This window comes from Bradyrhizobium sp. AUGA SZCCT0182 (assembly GCF_018130185.1).
Lineage (GTDB): Bacteria > Pseudomonadota > Alphaproteobacteria > Rhizobiales > Xanthobacteraceae > Bradyrhizobium.
Map to the genome: position 1 here is coordinate 28,917 of NZ_JAFCLY010000062.1, position 16,465 is coordinate 45,381.

17 protein-coding genes are annotated in these 16,465 nt (G+C 62.5%); 2 read left to right on the forward strand and 15 right to left on the reverse strand.

Annotated features, from left to right (window positions below):
* Positions 1-4 precede the first annotated feature (4 nt).
* From JQ611_RS38130 to JQ611_RS38150, 5 genes are all read right to left on the reverse strand, one after another.
* On the reverse strand, positions 5-187 hold the full coding sequence (locus tag JQ611_RS38130; protein ID WP_212468364.1) for a hypothetical protein: 183 nt from the start codon (positions 185-187) through the stop codon (positions 5-7).
* A 191-nt stretch (positions 188-378) separates the two neighbouring features.
* Complete coding sequence (locus JQ611_RS38135) at positions 379-1,236, reverse strand: 3-hydroxybutyryl-CoA dehydrogenase (RefSeq protein WP_212468365.1); 858 nt, start codon at positions 1,234-1,236, stop codon at positions 379-381.
* 138 nt (positions 1,237-1,374) lie between these two features.
* Entirely contained in the window at positions 1,375-2,832 is a 1,458-nt protein-coding gene (locus JQ611_RS38140; RefSeq protein WP_212268729.1) for a DUF5107 domain-containing protein, read from the reverse strand.
* 143 nt (positions 2,833-2,975) lie between these two features.
* Positions 2,976-3,557: a CAP domain-containing protein gene (locus JQ611_RS38145; RefSeq protein ID WP_212268730.1), complete on the reverse strand. Its 582-nt coding sequence runs from the start codon at positions 3,555-3,557 to the stop codon at positions 2,976-2,978.
* 124 nt (positions 3,558-3,681) lie between these two features.
* Positions 3,682-4,041, reverse strand: coding sequence for a hypothetical protein (locus tag JQ611_RS38150; RefSeq protein WP_212268731.1), 360 nt, complete (start codon positions 4,039-4,041; stop codon positions 3,682-3,684).
* A 341-nt stretch (positions 4,042-4,382) separates the two neighbouring features.
* Between JQ611_RS38150 and JQ611_RS38155 the strand changes: the two genes are divergently transcribed.
* The gene (locus tag JQ611_RS38155; protein WP_249133793.1) at positions 4,383-4,742 is read left to right on the forward strand and encodes an ester cyclase; all 360 of its coding nucleotides are present in this window, start codon (positions 4,383-4,385) and stop codon (positions 4,740-4,742) included.
* 244 nt (positions 4,743-4,986) lie between these two features.
* Here JQ611_RS38155 and JQ611_RS38160 read toward each other — a convergent pair whose 3' ends face one another.
* From JQ611_RS38160 to JQ611_RS38195, 8 genes are read right to left on the reverse strand one after another with little or no spacing between them, the layout of a single operon-like run.
* On the reverse strand, positions 4,987-5,994 hold the full coding sequence (locus JQ611_RS38160) for an NAD(P)-dependent alcohol dehydrogenase (protein WP_212468367.1): 1,008 nt from the start codon (positions 5,992-5,994) through the stop codon (positions 4,987-4,989).
* Between the two features lie 24 nt (positions 5,995-6,018).
* Complete coding sequence (locus JQ611_RS38165) at positions 6,019-6,789, reverse strand: glucose 1-dehydrogenase (RefSeq protein WP_212468368.1); 771 nt, start codon at positions 6,787-6,789, stop codon at positions 6,019-6,021.
* A 15-nt stretch (positions 6,790-6,804) separates the two neighbouring features.
* Positions 6,805-7,572: an SDR family NAD(P)-dependent oxidoreductase gene (locus JQ611_RS38170; RefSeq protein ID WP_212468369.1), complete on the reverse strand. Its 768-nt coding sequence runs from the start codon at positions 7,570-7,572 to the stop codon at positions 6,805-6,807.
* The gene (locus JQ611_RS38175) at positions 7,569-8,684 is read right to left on the reverse strand and encodes an ABC transporter ATP-binding protein (RefSeq protein ID WP_212391520.1); all 1,116 of its coding nucleotides are present in this window, start codon (positions 8,682-8,684) and stop codon (positions 7,569-7,571) included. Before JQ611_RS38175 ends, JQ611_RS38170 begins: the two co-directional genes overlap by 4 nt.
* A 25-nt stretch (positions 8,685-8,709) precedes the next feature.
* Positions 8,710-9,567 (reverse strand): carbohydrate ABC transporter permease, encoded by an 858-nt coding sequence (locus JQ611_RS38180; RefSeq protein ID WP_212268737.1) that lies wholly within the window; start codon positions 9,565-9,567, stop codon positions 8,710-8,712.
* Positions 9,560-10,435: a carbohydrate ABC transporter permease gene (locus JQ611_RS38185; protein WP_212391530.1), complete on the reverse strand. Its 876-nt coding sequence runs from the start codon at positions 10,433-10,435 to the stop codon at positions 9,560-9,562. Before JQ611_RS38185 ends, JQ611_RS38180 begins: the two co-directional genes overlap by 8 nt.
* Before the next feature lie 44 nt (positions 10,436-10,479).
* Positions 10,480-11,763, reverse strand: coding sequence for an ABC transporter substrate-binding protein (locus JQ611_RS38190; RefSeq protein ID WP_212468370.1), 1,284 nt, complete (start codon positions 11,761-11,763; stop codon positions 10,480-10,482).
* A 56-nt stretch (positions 11,764-11,819) separates the two neighbouring features.
* On the reverse strand, positions 11,820-12,992 hold the full coding sequence (locus JQ611_RS38195; RefSeq protein ID WP_212391532.1) for an ROK family transcriptional regulator: 1,173 nt from the start codon (positions 12,990-12,992) through the stop codon (positions 11,820-11,822).
* Positions 12,993-13,322: 330 nt separating this feature from the next.
* Between JQ611_RS38195 and JQ611_RS38200 the strand changes: the two genes are divergently transcribed.
* Complete coding sequence (locus tag JQ611_RS38200) at positions 13,323-14,081, forward strand: SDR family NAD(P)-dependent oxidoreductase (protein WP_283813458.1); 759 nt, start codon at positions 13,323-13,325, stop codon at positions 14,079-14,081.
* 28 nt (positions 14,082-14,109) lie between these two features.
* On the opposite strand, the gene JQ611_RS38205 is transcribed toward JQ611_RS38200, so the two are convergent.
* On the reverse strand, positions 14,110-15,303 hold the full coding sequence (locus tag JQ611_RS38205; protein WP_212268739.1) for a radical SAM protein: 1,194 nt from the start codon (positions 15,301-15,303) through the stop codon (positions 14,110-14,112).
* Positions 15,304-15,358: 55 nt separating this feature from the next.
* Positions 15,359-15,610: a hypothetical protein gene (locus JQ611_RS38210; protein WP_212037920.1), complete on the reverse strand. Its 252-nt coding sequence runs from the start codon at positions 15,608-15,610 to the stop codon at positions 15,359-15,361.
* Between the last annotated feature and the right edge of the window lie 855 nt (positions 15,611-16,465).

Consider the following 16,465-nt stretch of genomic DNA (forward strand, 5'->3'; position numbering starts at 1 on the left):
CTCGTTACTTGGGCCGGTTGATGATGGTGTCCTGGGTCGGCGTGACGATGCAGATGCTGCGATCGTTCCACTGGATGCCGTAGCCGAAGATGATGATGCTGCCCTTCGGCGACGCAAGTCCGCCACCGGCAACGATATCGAGCTCCTGCAGGCTCAGTTCGCGGGTCTCATGGTTGGTTGCGTTCATGTCCGTCTCTCCCTTGTCCCGGCGAGGGACCGTGTTGCCGTTCGCAAAACCTTAGGCAGCGGCACCGATCGTCGCTGTGACGGATGTCACACCGAGGCGGCGCGGGAGAGCAGGAAGATTTTGCGGCGCGCAATCCCGCACGATGGTCCGCGATCAGGCGGACCATCGGCGATCACACGGGTAAGAGCCGCTTACGCGGACTTGCCGTAATTATAGAATCCCTTGCCGGTCTTGCGGCCGAGATGGCCGGCGGCGACCATTTCCTTCAGCAGCGGCGCGGGCCGGTATTTCGGGTCGTTGAAGCCTTCATAGAACACCTCCATGACCGACAGCATGGTGTCGAGGCCGACCATGTCGGCCAGTGCCAGCGGGCCGATCGGGTGGTTGCAGCCGAGCTTCATGCCGGCGTCGAGGTCCTCGGCGGTGGCGATCCCTTCCTGCAGCGCAAAGATCGCCTCGTTGATCATCGGGCACAGGATGCGGTTGACTGCAAAGCCCGGGCTGTTTTTCGCCGTGATCGGCACCTTGCCGACCCGCTTTGCAAATTCTTCAGCCAGGGCGTGGGTGTCGTCGGACGTCTGCAAACCGCGGATCAACTCCAGCAGCGCCATCAGCGGCACCGGATTGAAGAAGTGCATGCCAATGAAGCGGTCCGGACGGTCGGTCGCGGCAGCGAGTTTGGTGATCGAAATTGAGGAGGTGTTGGTCGCGACGATCGCGCGCGGGTTCAGCGTCGCGCAGAGGTCCTTGAGGATCTTGATTTTCAAATCCTCCCGCTCGGTCGCGGCCTCGATCACGAGGTCGCAATTGGCAAGCTTTGCGTTGTCCGTCGTCGCGGTGATGCGCGCCAACGCGGCCTGCCGATCGGCATCGGTCATCTTCTGCTTGTTGACGAGGCGCTCCAGGCTGCTGGTCAGCGTCGCCATCCCCCGCGCCACTGCGGCGTCCGAGATGTCGATCATCGTCACCTTCAGCCCGGCCGCCGCGCAGACCTGCGCGATGCCGTTACCCATCGTGCCCGCCCCGATGATGCCAATCGTTTCAATCATAGCTTAGTGCCTCCACTGCTGAAGGCCGGTACCCAAAGATGCCGGCCTGCTCCAATCGCGTTGATGGCCATCGTTAGCAGAGCGCAGCGCTCATCGGTAGCAAAACCAGCCCGGCTTCGCCCACGGCGTCCACCGGCGTCATTTTATCCTCGCTTCTATCCTTGCCGCGGCGGCGATCAGCTCCTTGCCGTCAGAGGTCCTGATCGTCAGCTGGACCGTTTCGGCGCTGTTGCCTGCAGGAATCGGCGCAAAAATGCGATTTCCGTTTTTCGGGTCGGCCGTCACGGCATCGTCGAACAAGACTGCGTCGCTGCGTTTCATGATGATGCGCAGCGGCGTCACAGGTTCAATGCTGAAGAACTGAAGGGTGGCGCCGGACGCTTCGGCGACAAGATTGATCAGGATGTTCGCGTTCGCATGCGTCACGTTGCTCATGCCGACGGTTGGGCTGTAGGTTTCCGGAATCGACACCTCGCTCCGCGCCGGAAACTCGGCGCTGTGGAAAAATTCGTCCGACACCCCCGCCCATAACTCGACGTAAGGCCGCGCCGGGTTCGGATCCTTGCGCTGGTCGGTTTCGTTCGTGAACGAGGCAAATCCCCACGTCCACATTTTCAGGCCTCGCGTGATCGTGTTGTCCGCGATGCGGATGATCCCTTCTTCATTGTCGTGGTTGATCACGCCCCAGAAATTGCCGCCCTGCATATCCGGCGCCGCATAGGCGATGCCCATCGTCGGCCAGTTCTTGAAGTAGCGCAGCTTTGCGAATCGGGTGGTGCCCGCGCCGGCACTCGCGTCGCCCTCGGCTATATTCTTTGACCAGGCGGGCGTGCGGTAAGCCGCGACCGGCGCGATGATCTCGGCGCCGCCGGTGGTTTTGGGATTGTTCGGATCCGACCCCGGCGCCAGCGTCGTGCAGGTCCAGTATTCGTACGGGATCGTCTTGTCGTTTGGGTTCTTCAGCACCAGGCGCGCATCGACCGCGGCGCGATCGGCCTTCAGCGTCACATGGTAAGTCGCTTCGATGCCGCTCGATCCCTTGCTGAACTTCTCCGGTGCCGCCGGGTATTCGAAATTGTCCGTCAGCGACATCGACACCGTCACTTCGTCGGCACTCTCTTTCACAACCTTGAAATCCCACGGTTTTGGCCACGTCCTGCCGTGCTCGGCATCCGGAAAGGTGGGAAAGATGCCGCCATACACCATCAGCCAATCGTAATAGAAATTGCCTTCGCCCATTCCGTAGGGCACGCCGACTTCGGTGCGGTACAGCTGTTCATGGCCGGTCGGCTTGTAGATGATGGAAAGAATGCGCCCGCCGAATTCGGGCAGCAGCACGACCTTCAGGTAGCGGTTCTCGAGCACCCGGCCCTTGAACGTGCGATCGACGATGGTGTTCTTGTCGAGCGACCCGTTGACGAAGCCGTTCTCCCCGGAGGTCGCATATTTGACCGTGCTCCAATGCACCGTCTGCTCACTGAGCGACACCTGGTCCGGCGCCGCCGACGCCGCAAGCGCGGCATGAAATGTCCAGATCGCCGAAATCACGCCGGCCGTGAAGCGGAGACCGATACGCGAGGAAGCACCAATTGCCATTGACGTGGCCTTTGACTGACCGGGCGATCCTATCGTGCAACGGCCGGCTTGTTGAAGCGATTTGGTGCGATTTCTCCCCTGCCGGCTCGAAGTATCCCACTTCGTGCCAGGCGAGGGTAACGCTGTCGCCGCCGCGCTCCGCCTCAAATGCAAAGGCTGAGTATCTTGATGCGGCAGTCGCTTGATTTTGGCCGGGATGCGGGAGCGGCCTCGCGTTTCACAGCAACAAGCGGCTCCGTCTCTTTCTTGTTCTTGCCCTTGGGCCGCTTCGGCTCGTAATCGCCGGCGATCACCATGGCCCAGTAGGTGCGCTTGCCGCTGGCATCCCTGGCGCTCGCGATCCCGACGCGTGACGCATTTTGCAACAGTAGGTTCTTGCGGTGCCCGGAGGAGTCGATCCACTGGCCGAGCGTCTTCTCGAAACTCTCGTATCCGTAGGCAATGTTCTCGGCGGCGCGACCCGCACCCGCCGGCGCGACCCGTTTGGTGAACGGGCCGAGCACCTCATGACTAAGCTCATTCTTCGCCGCCATCGCGCGCGCCTGGTCCATCGCGATGCGGTCGAGCGTTGCATCGCGCACGACGCGGACCTGGCCATGCTTGAGGCGGAAGCCGGAGATCAGTTCGGCCGGCGACTCGGCGGCCATCGCAGGCGCGGCGAGCATTAAAAAGCCTGCCATCAGTCCGCCAACGGCGCGACGTGTCATCGTCCCCCAAATACCCATTGTTCAATAAACCAGCGCCATATCTGGCTGCTTATCCATCGTTAATGTGGACGACTCAAGGCACGGGGCGTGTATTCCCTGGCACTTGACCGACAGCCGGCGGGGGTCGCAGGCAATAGCTTGGTCAGCCGCAGTTCCAAACCGCGCCGATCGGCGTCCGCGTCCAGCACGGGCCAAAGCTGCCGCCATTGTAGCGGCCGCCGTAAAAACCGGGACGGCCGAAATAGCGCCAGGCGCCATCATAGCCGTAATAACTCGGGACCGGATCGATGTACCAGGGACGCTGGTTGCGGCGCGCGGCGCGCAAAACCGCAGCTCTCTGGGTGTAAGCCGGGCGGCTGTTGTTCGGAGGCTGATGATAGCCCGGCAGGAAGCCGTAGCCCTGCCAGCGTGGCGCCGGCCGCTTATGGGCAGGAGCAGCCGGCGCGACGACCGGCAGGAGTGACAGGACAACAGCAATCAATGCAAACACGAAGCGCGACATGCGCGCACCATAGACGGCCGGCTGTTGGGAGGCGATTCAAATCTAAGTGCACGGTCCAGCGCGACTATTTCCGGTTCGCTTGCGAGCGGCTGCATGCGCCAACAGCGGCTATTCCCCTCAACGGACATTGCGCTAGCGTATTTCAGCTCAATTGGGCCGGTTCTCGCTCGCCTCTTCGCCTCAAAGTGCTAGAATTTGGTGTGCTGGGGTTTGCAATGCTCAGCGCCGATCGGCGCCGGCTCACTCATAAGGGAGCGTGATCATGGCGAGTGTAATCGATATCGCAAAGGCCGCAGTCACCGCATACAACGAAAAGGACTGGAGCAAGGCCAGGGGACATCCTGGCTGCCAACGCCGTGTACGACGAGAAGGGAACTAACCGTCGCATCAAGGGCGCCGGCGAGATCATCGAGGCCTGGCAGGGCTGGGCCAAGGCCTTCCCCGATTCGAAAGCCACATTCGTGCGTGAGTTCGCGAGCGGGGACACCGCGGTCCTCGAGCTTGTCTGGAAAGGCACTCACACGGGCCCGCTCCAGACTCCAGCAGGTACCATTCCGCCTTCGAACAAGCGGATCGAGGTGCCGGCCTGCCAGATCGTCCAGGTCGAGGGTGGTAAGGCCAAGAGCGCCGTGCACTACTTCGACCTCCTGACAATGCTCACACAGATCGGTGCCTCTGGCGCGGTAAAGACTGCCGCGTGAAAGGCAAAGCCGTTCCGTCCAATTGGAGAAGCCCGCCGGCGTGAGCCGGCGGGCGCGACGCAAAGGACGACGATCGAAGCCAAGCTCGTCCGCAGACTCTCGGGCAGCACCTCGATCGGCGAATGCGTCGGCACTGCCGGGCTCGGCTGCTACGGCTTTAATGCCATTCGTCCATCCGCTTCGCGCCAACATCGGTCGTCCGCTGGCCCCGCTTGCGGTCGAGCGCGAAGATAAAATCCTCAGCTTACGGAAACGCGATCGTGATCTTGCCGAAATGGCCGGCCTGCTGCATCAGCCGCAGCGCGCCCGGCACTTCGGTGAAACCAAGCGTTCTGTCGATCACGGGCTTGAGGCGGTTCTGCCCGATCGCCGCGGCCATGTTCTCAAACATTCTCCGGCTGCCGACGGAGAGCCCGATCACGTGCAGGTTCTTGCTGAACAGGGTAGGGATCGAGACCTGCTGGGAAAAGCCCGATAGCACCCCGATCACAAGGATGGTGCCGCCGACGCGCGCGGCCTCGAGCGATTGCTGAAAGGTGTCCTTGCCGCCGACTTCCACGATGTGATCGACGCCGCCGCCGGCCCAGTCCGCGGCAGCCTTGCCCCATTCGGCGACCGCGCGATAGTTGATCGTATGGTCCGCGCCGAGCGCTTTCGCGCGTTCGAGTTTTTCGTCGTTCGATGACGTCACGATGACCGTGGCGCCCGCCAGCTTGGCGAACTGCAGCGCGAAAATCGAAACCCCGCCCGTGCCCTGCACCAGGACGGTCTGGCCCGGCCGGAGCCGGGCTTCGTCGAACAGCGCGCGCCAGGCGGTGAGTGCCGCGCATGGCAAGGTGGCGGCCTCGGCAAAGGTCAAATGATCGGGAATGCGGGTGACGCCTTCGGCGTCAAGCAGCAGCAATTCCTGCAGCACACCCGGGCGCGTGCCGCCAAGCGCGAGGCGGCGGCCGCTGGCCGAAGGCCCGCCGTCGAACCAGGATTGAAAGAACATCGGGCACACGCGATTCCCGACCGAGACCCGGCTCACGCCTGGTCCCACGGCGACAATTTCGCCGGCTCCGTCGGAGAACGGGATCAGCGGAAGCCTGTACGCGCCGCCCTGGCCCTGCACGGTTATCAGGTCGCGATAATTCAGCGATGCCGCGCGCATCCGGACCACGACCTGACCGGGGCCGGGCTCCGGCTCCGGCCGATCGACCAGTTCCAAGGCGTCGATCGACCACTCGCGTGCGACTTGCCAGACTTTCAACAAAGCCTCCTTTATTCGCCGATGCTACGCCGCGAAATACCCGCCGTCGACCACCTGCGACGCGCCGGTCATGAACGAGGCCTTGTCGGAACACATCCAGACCACGGCTTCCGCGATTTCCTCGGGCACGCCCATGCGGTTCATCGGCACCTTTGCCAACGTGGCATCGAGCCGCGTCTCCACCACCTCCCTGGTCATGGGTGTGGTGATATAGCCGGGGTTGACGCAGTTCACGCGGATGCCGTCCAGCGCATATTCGATCGCCGCGGTTTTCGTCAGTCCCACCACGCCGTGCTTTGCCGCCACATAATGTCCCGAAGTCGCCAGACCAATCAGCCCGGCGATCGAGGCGGTGTTGACGATCGCGCCGCCACCGCCTTGCGCCAGCATTTGCGCGATCTCGTGTTTCATGCAGAGCCACACGCCGGTGAGGTTGATCGCGAGCATGGTGTCGAACGAGATCTGGCTGAGTTCGTGCAGGCGCTGGCGTCCGGGGCCAACCGATCCGCCGGCAACGCCGGCATTGTTGAACGCGCAGTCGATCCGTCCATAGGCCGCCACGGTGCGCGCGACCATCGCGGCAACGTCGCCTTCTGCGGTGACGTCGCCGCCGATCGCAATGGCCTGACCGCCGGCCGCGTTGATCAGGGCGACGGTGCCGGCCGCGTTTTCCTCGGTGCGATCGGCTACCGCGACCCTCGCGCCCTCGCGCGCCATTGCCAGCGCCGTCGCGCGTCCGATGCCCGAGGCGCCGCCCGTCACCAGCGCCACCTTGCGATCAAGAATGCCTGCCATGTCTGTTTTCTCCTGCTAGCCTAGGCCGCCATCGACCGTGAAGCACTGGCGCGTAATTCGGCTGCTCTCGTCGGACGCCAGAAACAGCGCCAAGCACGCGATGTCGTCGGGCGTCACCGCGTCGGGAATGTCCTGACGCGTGCGAAGCTCGGCGATCTTCTGCTCGTCAGGATACCACAGCCGGCGCTGGCGCTCGGTGATCACCATACCGGGTGCGATGGCGTTGACGCGGATGCGGTCTGGTCCGACCGACCGGGCCAGGGAATTGGTGAAGCCGACAATCGCCGCTTTCGCCGCCGCGTAGACCGGCAGCGCCGGTGCGCCGCGGGTCCATGCCACGGATGACATGTTGATGATCGAACCGCCGCCGCGGGCCTGCATCTGCGGCACCACGGCCTGTGCGGCGAAGAAAACGTGCTTGAGGTTGACGGCGATCGACCAGTCGAATTCCGCCGGCGTCACTTCTGAAAGCACCTGGCGCTGGTCGTTGGCGGCGTTGTTGACCAGTACCGCGGCATCGCCGAGCGTGGCGTGGACCTTGGCCATCGCGGCGCGCAACGCGTCGATATCCAGCAAGTCGCAGGGCGCGAACAGCGGCGCGGAGCCGGACGCATCCGTCACCTCGCGCACCAGCGCTTCGCCGGCGACGGCGTCGATGTCGAGGAAGGCGACACGGGCCTTTTGTGCCGCGAACGCACGGACGAACGCGGCGCCGATGCCGCTGGCGCCTCCGGTGATCAACACGACACGGCCTGCAAGGCTGGGATAAAGGGCATGGGTCATGCGATCAGGCGCTCCGTCACCGGGTCGAACAGGCAAATCCGACGCGTGTCGAGCGCGAAGGCGGCAAGCTTACCCGGCTCAGGCCTGATGTCCGGCGAGATGCGCGCCAGCACCTGCTCCCCGCCGAGCCGCAGCAACACGATGGTCTCCGCGCCGGTGGGCTCGACCATCTCGACCGGCGCCTGGACGACGATCGGTGCGCCCGATGCGCCCGAAAAACTGCGGCTGCCCTCGGCAATGCATTCCGGCCTGATGCCAAGCACCACGTCGCGGCCGACAAAGGCTGCGGCCGCCTCGTACCCCTGCAGTCGAAGACGGACCTCGTCCAGCCGCCCGGCGCCGATCACCACCACCGGCCCGCCATCTTCCGCTTCGAGCCGCGCCGGCATCGTGTTCATCGGCGGTGAGCCCATGAAGCGTGCGACGAACAAATTGGCCGGATAGCGGTACACCGTATCCGGATCGGCGAATTGCTGCACCTCGCCCTGATGCATGACGGCGATCCGCGTCGCCATTGTCATCGCCTCGATCTGGTCGTGGGTGACATAGACGATGGTCGCGCCGATGCGCTGGTGCAGCCGCTTGATCTCCATCCGCATCTCGACGCGCAGTTTGGCGTCGAGGTTGGAGAGCGGTTCGTCGAACAGGAACAGCAGGGGATCGCGCACCAGGGCCCGGCCCATCGCCACGCGCTGGCGTTGGCCGCCGGACAATTGCGATGGCTTGCGGCCGAGCAATGGCTCGATCTGCAGCAGCCGCGCGACATTGGCCAGCGCCTTCTCCTGCTCCGCCTTCGGAACATGGCGGCATTCCATGCCGAAGGTGATGTTCTGGCGCACCGTCATCGACGGATAGAGCGCATAGGACTGGAACACCATCGCGATGTCGCGGTCCTTTGGCGCGATGTCGTTGACGACCCGTCCGCCGATCTCCACGGTCCCCGCGCTCGGGCGATCGAGCCCGGCCACGATGTTGAGCAAGGTGGATTTTCCGCAGCCGGACGGTCCGACCAGCACGGTGAATTCGCCGCTCTCGATGTCGAGGTCGATCCCCTTCAACACTTCCAGATTGGCGTACCGCTTCGACAGGGCACGAATGCTCAACGCTGCCATGACTTCCCCTTCAATGACTTCCCCTTCATTTCACGGCGCCGGCGGTAAGGCCGCGTACGAAGTATTTGCCACCGATCAGGTAGATCAACAGGGTAGGCAGGGCCGCGATCATCACCGCGGCGCTTTGCACGCCATGATGCGGGATGTCGGCGACCGCGGCCGAGAGCGCGATCAGCGCAGCGGTGACCGGCTGCTGTTGGCCGGTCGTGAATGTCACGCCATAGAGGAACTCGTTCCAGATATGCGTGAACTGCCAGATCACGGTGACAACCAGGATGGGCGGCGAGAGTGGGAGAATGATGCGCCAGAAAATACGAAAGAACCCGGCGCCATCGATGCGCGCGGCCCTAATCAACTCCTGCGGGATGGCAACGTAGTAGTTTCGGCAGAACAAGACGGTAAAGGAGAGTCCCTGGATCGTGTGGATCAGCACCAGGCCCGTCAGCGTGTTCATCAGCCCGGTATCGCGCAGCACGATGGTCCACGGCAGCAAGCGCATCTGCTGCGGCAGGAAGATGCCCAGCGTGACGATGCCGTAGATCCAGTTGTCGCCGCGAAAGCGCCAGAGCGAAACGGCGTAACCGGCGACCGCACCAAGCAGGGTGGAAAAGATCGTCGCGGGAATCGTCACGAGCGCGGAGTTCAACATGTAGGGGCGGATGCCGACACAGGTCTGCGCGACGCAGAAGTCGGACCAGGCTGTGAGGTAGTTGCCAAAGGCCCACTGCCGCGGCCAGCCGATCATCGAGGTCTGGACGATTTCCTCGTTGCTGCGCAGCGAATTCAGCACGACGACGATTAGTGGTACGAGCCACGCCGCCGCGACCAGCGAAACGACGAGATAGATCAGCATGCGGCTCGGCGCGAAGGTTCGATCACGCATGGGGGGCCCGACGTTGCTGGAGATATTGCCACGCCGCGTAAGGCAGCAGCACCGAGAGAAGAATCAGCAACATCAGCACGGCCGCCGCCGCCCCCCGGCCGAGCAGGTTGCGTTGGAACATCAGGTCGTAGACGACAAGGGCCGGCAACTGGGTCGCGATTCCAGGGCCGCCGTTGGTCAGCGCGCGGACGAGGTCGAAGGTCGAAATGGCGAACTGCAGCTGGATCACGATGACAGTTATGGTGATCGGCCAGAGCGTCGGCAGGATGACGCGCCGGTACATCCGGACCGGTCCGGCGCCGTCGATCTGTGCCGCCTTGATCAGGTCGGCATCGACGGACCTGAGGCCGGCGAGGAAGAGCGCCATGGCGAAGCCCGAGGATTGCCAGATCGCAGCGATGACGATCGTCCAGATCGCCATGTCGCGGTCGATCAGCCAATCGAACCGGAAGGAAGTCCAGCCGAAATCGTGGACGAGCTTCTGGATCCCGATGCCGGGATTGAGCAGCCAGCTCCAGACCGTGCCGGTGACCACGAACGACACCGCCAGGGGGTAGAGGAAGATGGACCGCAGCACGTTCTCGCCGCGAATGCGCTGATCGAGCAGGATCGCGAGTATGAGACCTGTCACCAGGCTGAGCAGCACGAACGCACTGCCGAACAGCAGCAGATTGTCGAAGGCGATTTGCCAGTTCCGCGACGCCAAAACCGAGGTGTAATTGCGCAAACCGACCCAGCCCGACACCGGGACCAGCGTGGACGGCGTGAACGAGATCCAGATGGTCCACAGCGAAAACGAAACGAGGTGCGCGGCCGACAACAGCAGCGGTACCCAGATCGTCAGATACTCGGGCAGCCGGCGCACCATTTCAGGTGTCGTCGGCCGCCCTGCTCGCGGTGCCGCGGCGTCTGTCAACGCGCGCTCTCGACGGCCTCGGCGAGGCGGGTGACTGCCTGCTCGGGCTTGATCGTCTTGTTCTTCACATACTCCGTGATCACGTCGATCAACGCAGCGGTCAGGCCGTTTTCCTGTGCCATGTTGTGCGCGACGCTGAGAACCGCCTGATTACTGGCGATCGCGTCTTTCAGAGCTGCTGCGGTTCGGCGTTGACCGTCCGACCAGCCTTCGCCGGAAAGATCAACATCGGTGCGCACGGGTATCGATCCCGTGATCTGCGAATACATGGTCTGGATGGCGGGATCCATGACGAGCTGGGCCATCAGCGCCTGGCCGGCTTGCAGGTCGGGCTCCTTGCGCTGCCAGAATATGAACGCGTCGGCATTCAACAGGAACACCGGCTTGCCGTTGTCGCTGGGGCCGGGAGCAATCATGAAGTCCTCGAACTTGAAACCGGCATTGCGCAACACGCCCTGCGCCCACCCGCCCATGATCATCATGCCCATGTCGCCGTCGACGAAGCGCTTCAGGTTGGTCGAAAAGTGCTGGGCGCCGACGTTGGGGTCCATCCAGTCGGCGATCTTGCGTACCTGCACGAAGGCGGCCTTGATCTCGGGGCCCTCGAGGGCCTTCTTGTCGAGGTTCATGATGGCTGCGCGGTATGCGGCGGGACTGATGCCTGCCAGGGAGGCCTCGAACTTCTGCCCGTCATCGGGGCGGGTGCCGCCGTTGGCGATGGGATAGGCGACCCCGCCCGCTTTCATCTTTTCGGCCAGGTCGTTGAAGTCTGCCCATGTGACGGGGATCTTGTCGGCCTTGGCCTTGTCCATCGCGCGCTTGGACAGAAACAGCATGTTGGTGCTGTAGATCTGCAACGGCAGCGCAATCCACTTGCCGCCGGGCTTGTGCAGTTTCGCAAGGTCCGGGGCAACGACCTTTTCGTAGCCGGCGGCAGCGACTAGCTCATCGAGGCTCACGGTCGGGGCGATCTTCGACCAGGCCGCAATCTCGGGTCCCTTGAGCTGCGAACAGGCCGGCGGATCGCCGGCCATGATCTGGGCGCGCAGCTTGTTCATCATTTCGGTGGTGAACCCGGGAACCGGCGAATGTTGCCAGACGCCGCCCCTCTCCTCGAATTTCTTACCGAGCGCCGTGATGGCCGCCCCATCGCTGCCGGCAGACCATTGCGAGATGGCGGTCAGGCGCGGCTTGATCGCGCTTTGCGCGCGGGCGAACGCCGGCAGCGCAAGCGCGGCCGCGGATCCAGCGAGCAGACGACGCCTTGTGATCATTGGCATGGTACGTTCCTCCCGGTTTCAAACCTTGACGCGTTTGCCGCGTCGTTCATTGCTTGTCAGGCGGCCTCCGCCGATGAGGCCGGCATGCCGCCGCGGCAGGCCAGACAGCAGGCTGCAAAGGCGAGCGCGGCATTCGGATCATTGCCGCTCGAAGGCGGCACGAAAGCGAGTGATACCTGGGCGAATTTCCGCCCGCCCATCACGCAGGCATCGATCCCGTCGATCAACGCCTTTCGATCTGCTTCCGCGAGAACAGACGGCCAGCCGCTGATGGCCACGCCGGCACAAGGCTTGACGTTCAGCGTATTGCCGATCGCAAGGCCAAGCCGGAACAGCCGGCGCCGCAGTTCCTGGCGCATGCGGGCGGAGATCGGGATCGCATTCACCCACTCGTCGCCGAGCTGCAGCAATTCCGGCTCGCCAACACCGAGAAGCCCGGCCAAGGCCGGAAGCGACGTATAGGCCTCGACACAGCCATGATGGCCGCAGCGGCAAGGCGGACCGCCGTCGTCGAACACCATGTGGCCGAGCTCGACCGGCTGCAACGCATCGGCCTCGATCGGGTCGTCCATCCAGGCGCCTGCCACGCCCTGGCCGACAAAGACGAACAGATGCGGGCCGGTAAACGGATAGTCTTCCGTGCGGCAGCGATGAAACGTGGCGTGCGCCACGACCGAATTGGTGATCGCGACCGGCACGTCCGCAAACATCTCGGCAAGCATGCCGTGAACGCGCTTGACGTCGCAGGGAATGATCGGATTGACGAGCTCGCTCAATCGGCCAAGCCCCGGGACCGAAACGCCGATCTGCGAGAGCTGAACCCGATGCTGCCGCGTCCAGTCCTGCAGCGATTGCAGCGCCTGATGAAACAGCCGGCTGACGGATTTGACGGTTGGCGATTTCGGCAGTGGCAGGCGGTCGGTATAATGCAGCCCGCCGGAAAGCCCGCCGACCCCAACGGTCAGCCGCTGGCCGGTCAGCTCGATGGCGGCCAGCCTTACCGAGCTGTCGAGTAATACCAAACCGGTCGGGCCACCGAAGTAAGGCGCAGGCCGCCTCACTTCCTCGATCAGGCCCTCCGCCTTCAGATCAAACAGGATACGCGACAGGCTTGCCTCGGAGAGGCGCACGGCTTTGGCCAAAGGCGGTCGAAACATGCCGCCCGACTGAAGCAGATGCCCCAGAATGGCCGCACGCGTCTGCCGCCGACTTCTCGGCTGCTCCGGCATTTCCGTCCCTGTCGTCATTCTTACTTAGTGTAAGAATGTGCGCGCGAAACATTTCAACTGTCAAGGCGCTTGCCGGCTCAAGGCATGCGTTGTGTGCGCGGCAGCAAAATCGAGGGCGCAGGCGTTTGGTTCGAAGCTGGTGGCTCATTGATCTGCGTCGTGCGCGCCCTCCGCAAACCCGCATTGCCGCACAACCGGTATGCCGCCGCTGCGAGCTGCGCCGAGATGACGAACGCGAATAGTTGTGGTCTATCTGTCGCCGTACAGCGGGCCTTGAAATCAAAATAAAATCCGGCATCGACGCCGCGTCCAATAACGGTGGATCACTTGATGGCTGCAATCTATCCAGATCTCGAGGGCAAGTCTGTCCTGGTCACGGGCGGTGGGTCGGGGATAGGCGCGTCGATCGTGCGTGCCTTCGCGCGGCAGAAGGCCAAAGTCGGTTTTCTGGACATCGCCAGAGATCCTTCAACGCGGTTGGTCGATGAACTCGCTGCACAGGGATTTGCAGTCCGATATGAATATTGCGATGTGACCAATATCGATCATTTACGCGCCGCGATCGGCCGGATCAGGGCCGGCATTGGGCCGATTCGCGTGCTGATCAACAACGCGGCGCATGATGACCGGCATTCGGTCGAGAGCGTCACGCCGGAATATTGGGATGACAGAATTGCCGTCAACCTGAAGCACCAGTTCTTTGCCGCTCAAGCCGTCCTGCCGGACATGCAAGCCGGGAAAGACGGCGCTATCGTTAACTTCGGATCGATCTCCTGGATGACCGCGCAGGGCGGGATGCCGGTGTACACCGCTTCGAAGTCGGCCGTGCTTGGATTGACGCGCGGGCTCGCGCGCGACTACGGCGCCTGGAATATCCGCGTCAACGCCGTCGTTCCCGGCTGGATCATGACGGAGCGTCAGATCGAAAAATGGGTGACGCCGCAAGGCGAGGCCGATCTGATGAAGGCGCAGTGCCTCAAGCGCAAACTCTACCCGGACGACATCTCCCGGGTCGTGGTGTTCCTGGCCTCGGAAGAAGCGAGCGCGTGCACCAGTCAGCACTATGTCGTCGACGGCGGGAGAGTGTGAAGGACGATTTTGAGCCAGGCGTATCTGCCTAGGCGCCAGCCAGTACGTCGCGCACGTCGAGGCGTTCCCCGTCCGGCTTGCTGACGTAAAGATGGTCAGCCAGTACCGATTGCATGTTCTCAAACATCGAATAGAGGTCGTCACAATAGACTGACGGATTGTCGTAGCCGTTCTTTTTGGAGAAGCGATGCGGAAGGTAGCCGCCGCCGCAGGCGTTCATGAATTTGCACTGCTGGCATTTCGCGGCAAGTTGGATGGAAGCATCGCGCGCGGCTTTCCAGCGCGGCTCGTTCCTGACGTCGTCGATGGCATGCTCGAAAATATTGAACTTGGTCTGCGTGAGGCCGTCGCCGGCAATCCGCAGCACATCGTGCGCCTCGACGGAACCGTCGGTCATGACCGTGCAGAGTTCGATAGGTTTGTAGCCGACGCCCTCGGTCGGCGAATTGTTGCCGAGCATGGCGGTGATCATGTCGCTGATGATCCGGATGTTGGCCGTGGGCTTGATCCGGTTGGCCTCCAGCCACAGGTCGAACAGGCCGTTGTAGAACGAACCAACGGATGCGGGGGTCTCGTCCACCGTCGCGTCGGGGATCATGATGTCGTAGCTGGAAATTCCGCATTCTGCGAAAAACTCGACATATTGTTCTGGCGGGTAGGCGGGATTGCAGACGGCGAGGGCGGTCATGCCGATGTCGCGCGATGCAAGCATGCGTGCGGCCCGTTCCGCCGCGGCGTGGGTGCCGGTGCCCTGAAACGTCTTGCGGTGAATGTCGTGAATGTGTTCGGGCCCATCCAGGCTGATCGCGACGGAAATGTTGCGCGCCTCGAAACAGTCCAGCCATTCATCGTCGATCAGCACGCCATTGGTGGTTACCGCGATCGGTATGTCGCAACCGGTCCGTGACGAAATGCCTTCGCAGGCCTCGGCAAAACGGTGGAAATTTTCAACTCCCCACAGCAGGGGTTCGCCGCCGTGCAGAATGATCGGGAAATCGATCAGGGAATACCTGGCAACGTGCTCTTCGATGCGCAGCAACAATTGCTGCAGCACGTCGTCACTCATCAGCTTCGGCTTGTCATAAACAGCCGCGTCGCGAAACCAGTAGCAATAGGAGCAGTCGATGTTGCATCGCGAGGCAACCTTGACAAGCAGCTGCGAGATCGGCTGCTCCTGGAAGCCGACCGCATCTGCCAAAGCATCTGTTGCGTCAGCCGACATGCCGATACCGGATGGCCCCAAGGAAACCACGAAGCAAAGCTAGTACTGGAAAAGCCTAGTACCGGATAAATCCGCCCCGGCGGAATCCGCCACCGCCGTAGTATCCGCCGCCTCTACGAAAACCACCGTAGCCTCCGCCGCCGCGAACAAAACCGCGTCTGAAGTAAACCTCGGTCGGTGTGACACCATTTTGCCCACGCAGATCACTCAGCAACGCCTCGATGCCCTGATGATCGCTCTGGATCGTTGCGCCCGGCCCATGCAGTTGCAGGACAGTCGATAGAACCTTCAGCGTGGTAATCGGCATGCTGTGCTCCGTTTTCTTGCGACGCAGTAAAAGGGTCGAACGAAGGCTGGTGTATCAATCAGCTGAGCAGCAGGAGATTATACCAATTCCATTGTCGCGGCAATGTGGCGAACTATTCGTTCAGAGAAGGTTTGGGGTACTTCATCTTGAAGTTGATCGATGGGTACGGGAGCGGCCGGCGGCCGTGCCGCTATCCCGTTGCTTTCCCTATCCTCTTCTTAAGTCCGAAAATGCTGCAGATGCGCAGATGCCTGGTCTGGGGGCGCAAACTTTAAACTGGGCCAACATCCGGCATGCCTTGGAGAGGGATTCTCCCGCGGGATCAAGCTGGGTCTGCTTCCAGCGGTATATGTGGGTGGATCAATGGCTGGTGAAACCGACCACGGGGATCGGGACCGTCAGCCGATGATCAGTCCGCCGTCCGCATTGAGCAGTTCGAGTACCTCGTCGAGAATTCGCTCCCGCTTGAATTCGACCAGCTTGTCGCGGCTTGCCGATGATCGGCTGGGGAAAGCATCAGCGTGCCCTGCAGGAGGTGAGTTGATTTTGAGCGCCGACCCCGTCTTGAGTCTGCCCGACGGGCAAATCAGTTCGGTTTTACGGAAATCATGTCAAGCCCCGAAATAAAAAATATTTCTGTTTACCAGAACACAAATCAGGGGCATATATTCGCCCATCCCGTCCCACTCAGAAGGGCGTCGGCCGTCGTCACGGACGTTGGACGGGTTGCGGTGGACGCTGGTTTACGCCTCGACGACGGCGTGGATGGGCGTACGGCAAAACCGTGTGGTCCTGGCGCCCGTTGCAGGCGTCAAGCTGTCGGAGAAGCGCAAGCGGGAACGGCAGCGACGGAGT

Coding starts and splice junctions, on each gene's coding strand:
- JQ611_RS38130 (WP_212468364.1), bottom strand. CDS start 187: ATGAACGCAACCAACCATGAGACCCGCGAACTGAGCCTGCAGGAGCTC.
- JQ611_RS38135 (WP_212468365.1), bottom strand. CDS start 1,236: ATGATTGAAACGATTGGCATCATCGGGGCGGGCACGATGGGTAACGGC.
- JQ611_RS38140 (WP_212268729.1), bottom strand. CDS start 2,832: ATGGCAATTGGTGCTTCCTCGCGTATCGGTCTCCGCTTCACGGCCGGC.
- JQ611_RS38145 (WP_212268730.1), bottom strand. CDS start 3,557: ATGGGTATTTGGGGGACGATGACACGTCGCGCCGTTGGCGGACTGATG.
- JQ611_RS38150 (WP_212268731.1), bottom strand. CDS start 4,041: ATGTCGCGCTTCGTGTTTGCATTGATTGCTGTTGTCCTGTCACTCCTG.
- JQ611_RS38165 (WP_212468368.1), bottom strand. CDS start 6,789: ATGGCAGGCATTCTTGATCGCAAGGTGGCGCTGGTGACGGGCGGCGCC.
- JQ611_RS38170 (WP_212468369.1), bottom strand. CDS start 7,572: ATGACCCATGCCCTTTATCCCAGCCTTGCAGGCCGTGTCGTGTTGATC.
- JQ611_RS38175 (WP_212391520.1), bottom strand. CDS start 8,684: ATGGCAGCGTTGAGCATTCGTGCCCTGTCGAAGCGGTACGCCAATCTG.
- JQ611_RS38180 (WP_212268737.1), bottom strand. CDS start 9,567: ATGCGTGATCGAACCTTCGCGCCGAGCCGCATGCTGATCTATCTCGTC.
- JQ611_RS38185 (WP_212391530.1), bottom strand. CDS start 10,435: ATGGTGCGCCGGCTGCCCGAGTATCTGACGATCTGGGTACCGCTGCTG.
- JQ611_RS38190 (WP_212468370.1), bottom strand. CDS start 11,763: ATGCCAATGATCACAAGGCGTCGTCTGCTCGCTGGATCCGCGGCCGCG.
- JQ611_RS38195 (WP_212391532.1), bottom strand. CDS start 12,992: ATGCCGGAGCAGCCGAGAAGTCGGCGGCAGACGCGTGCGGCCATTCTG.
- JQ611_RS38200 (WP_283813458.1), top strand. CDS start 13,323: ATGGCTGCAATCTATCCAGATCTCGAGGGCAAGTCTGTCCTGGTCACG.
- JQ611_RS38205 (WP_212268739.1), bottom strand. CDS start 15,303: ATGTCGGCTGACGCAACAGATGCTTTGGCAGATGCGGTCGGCTTCCAG.
- JQ611_RS38210 (WP_212037920.1), bottom strand. CDS start 15,610: ATGCCGATTACCACGCTGAAGGTTCTATCGACTGTCCTGCAACTGCAT.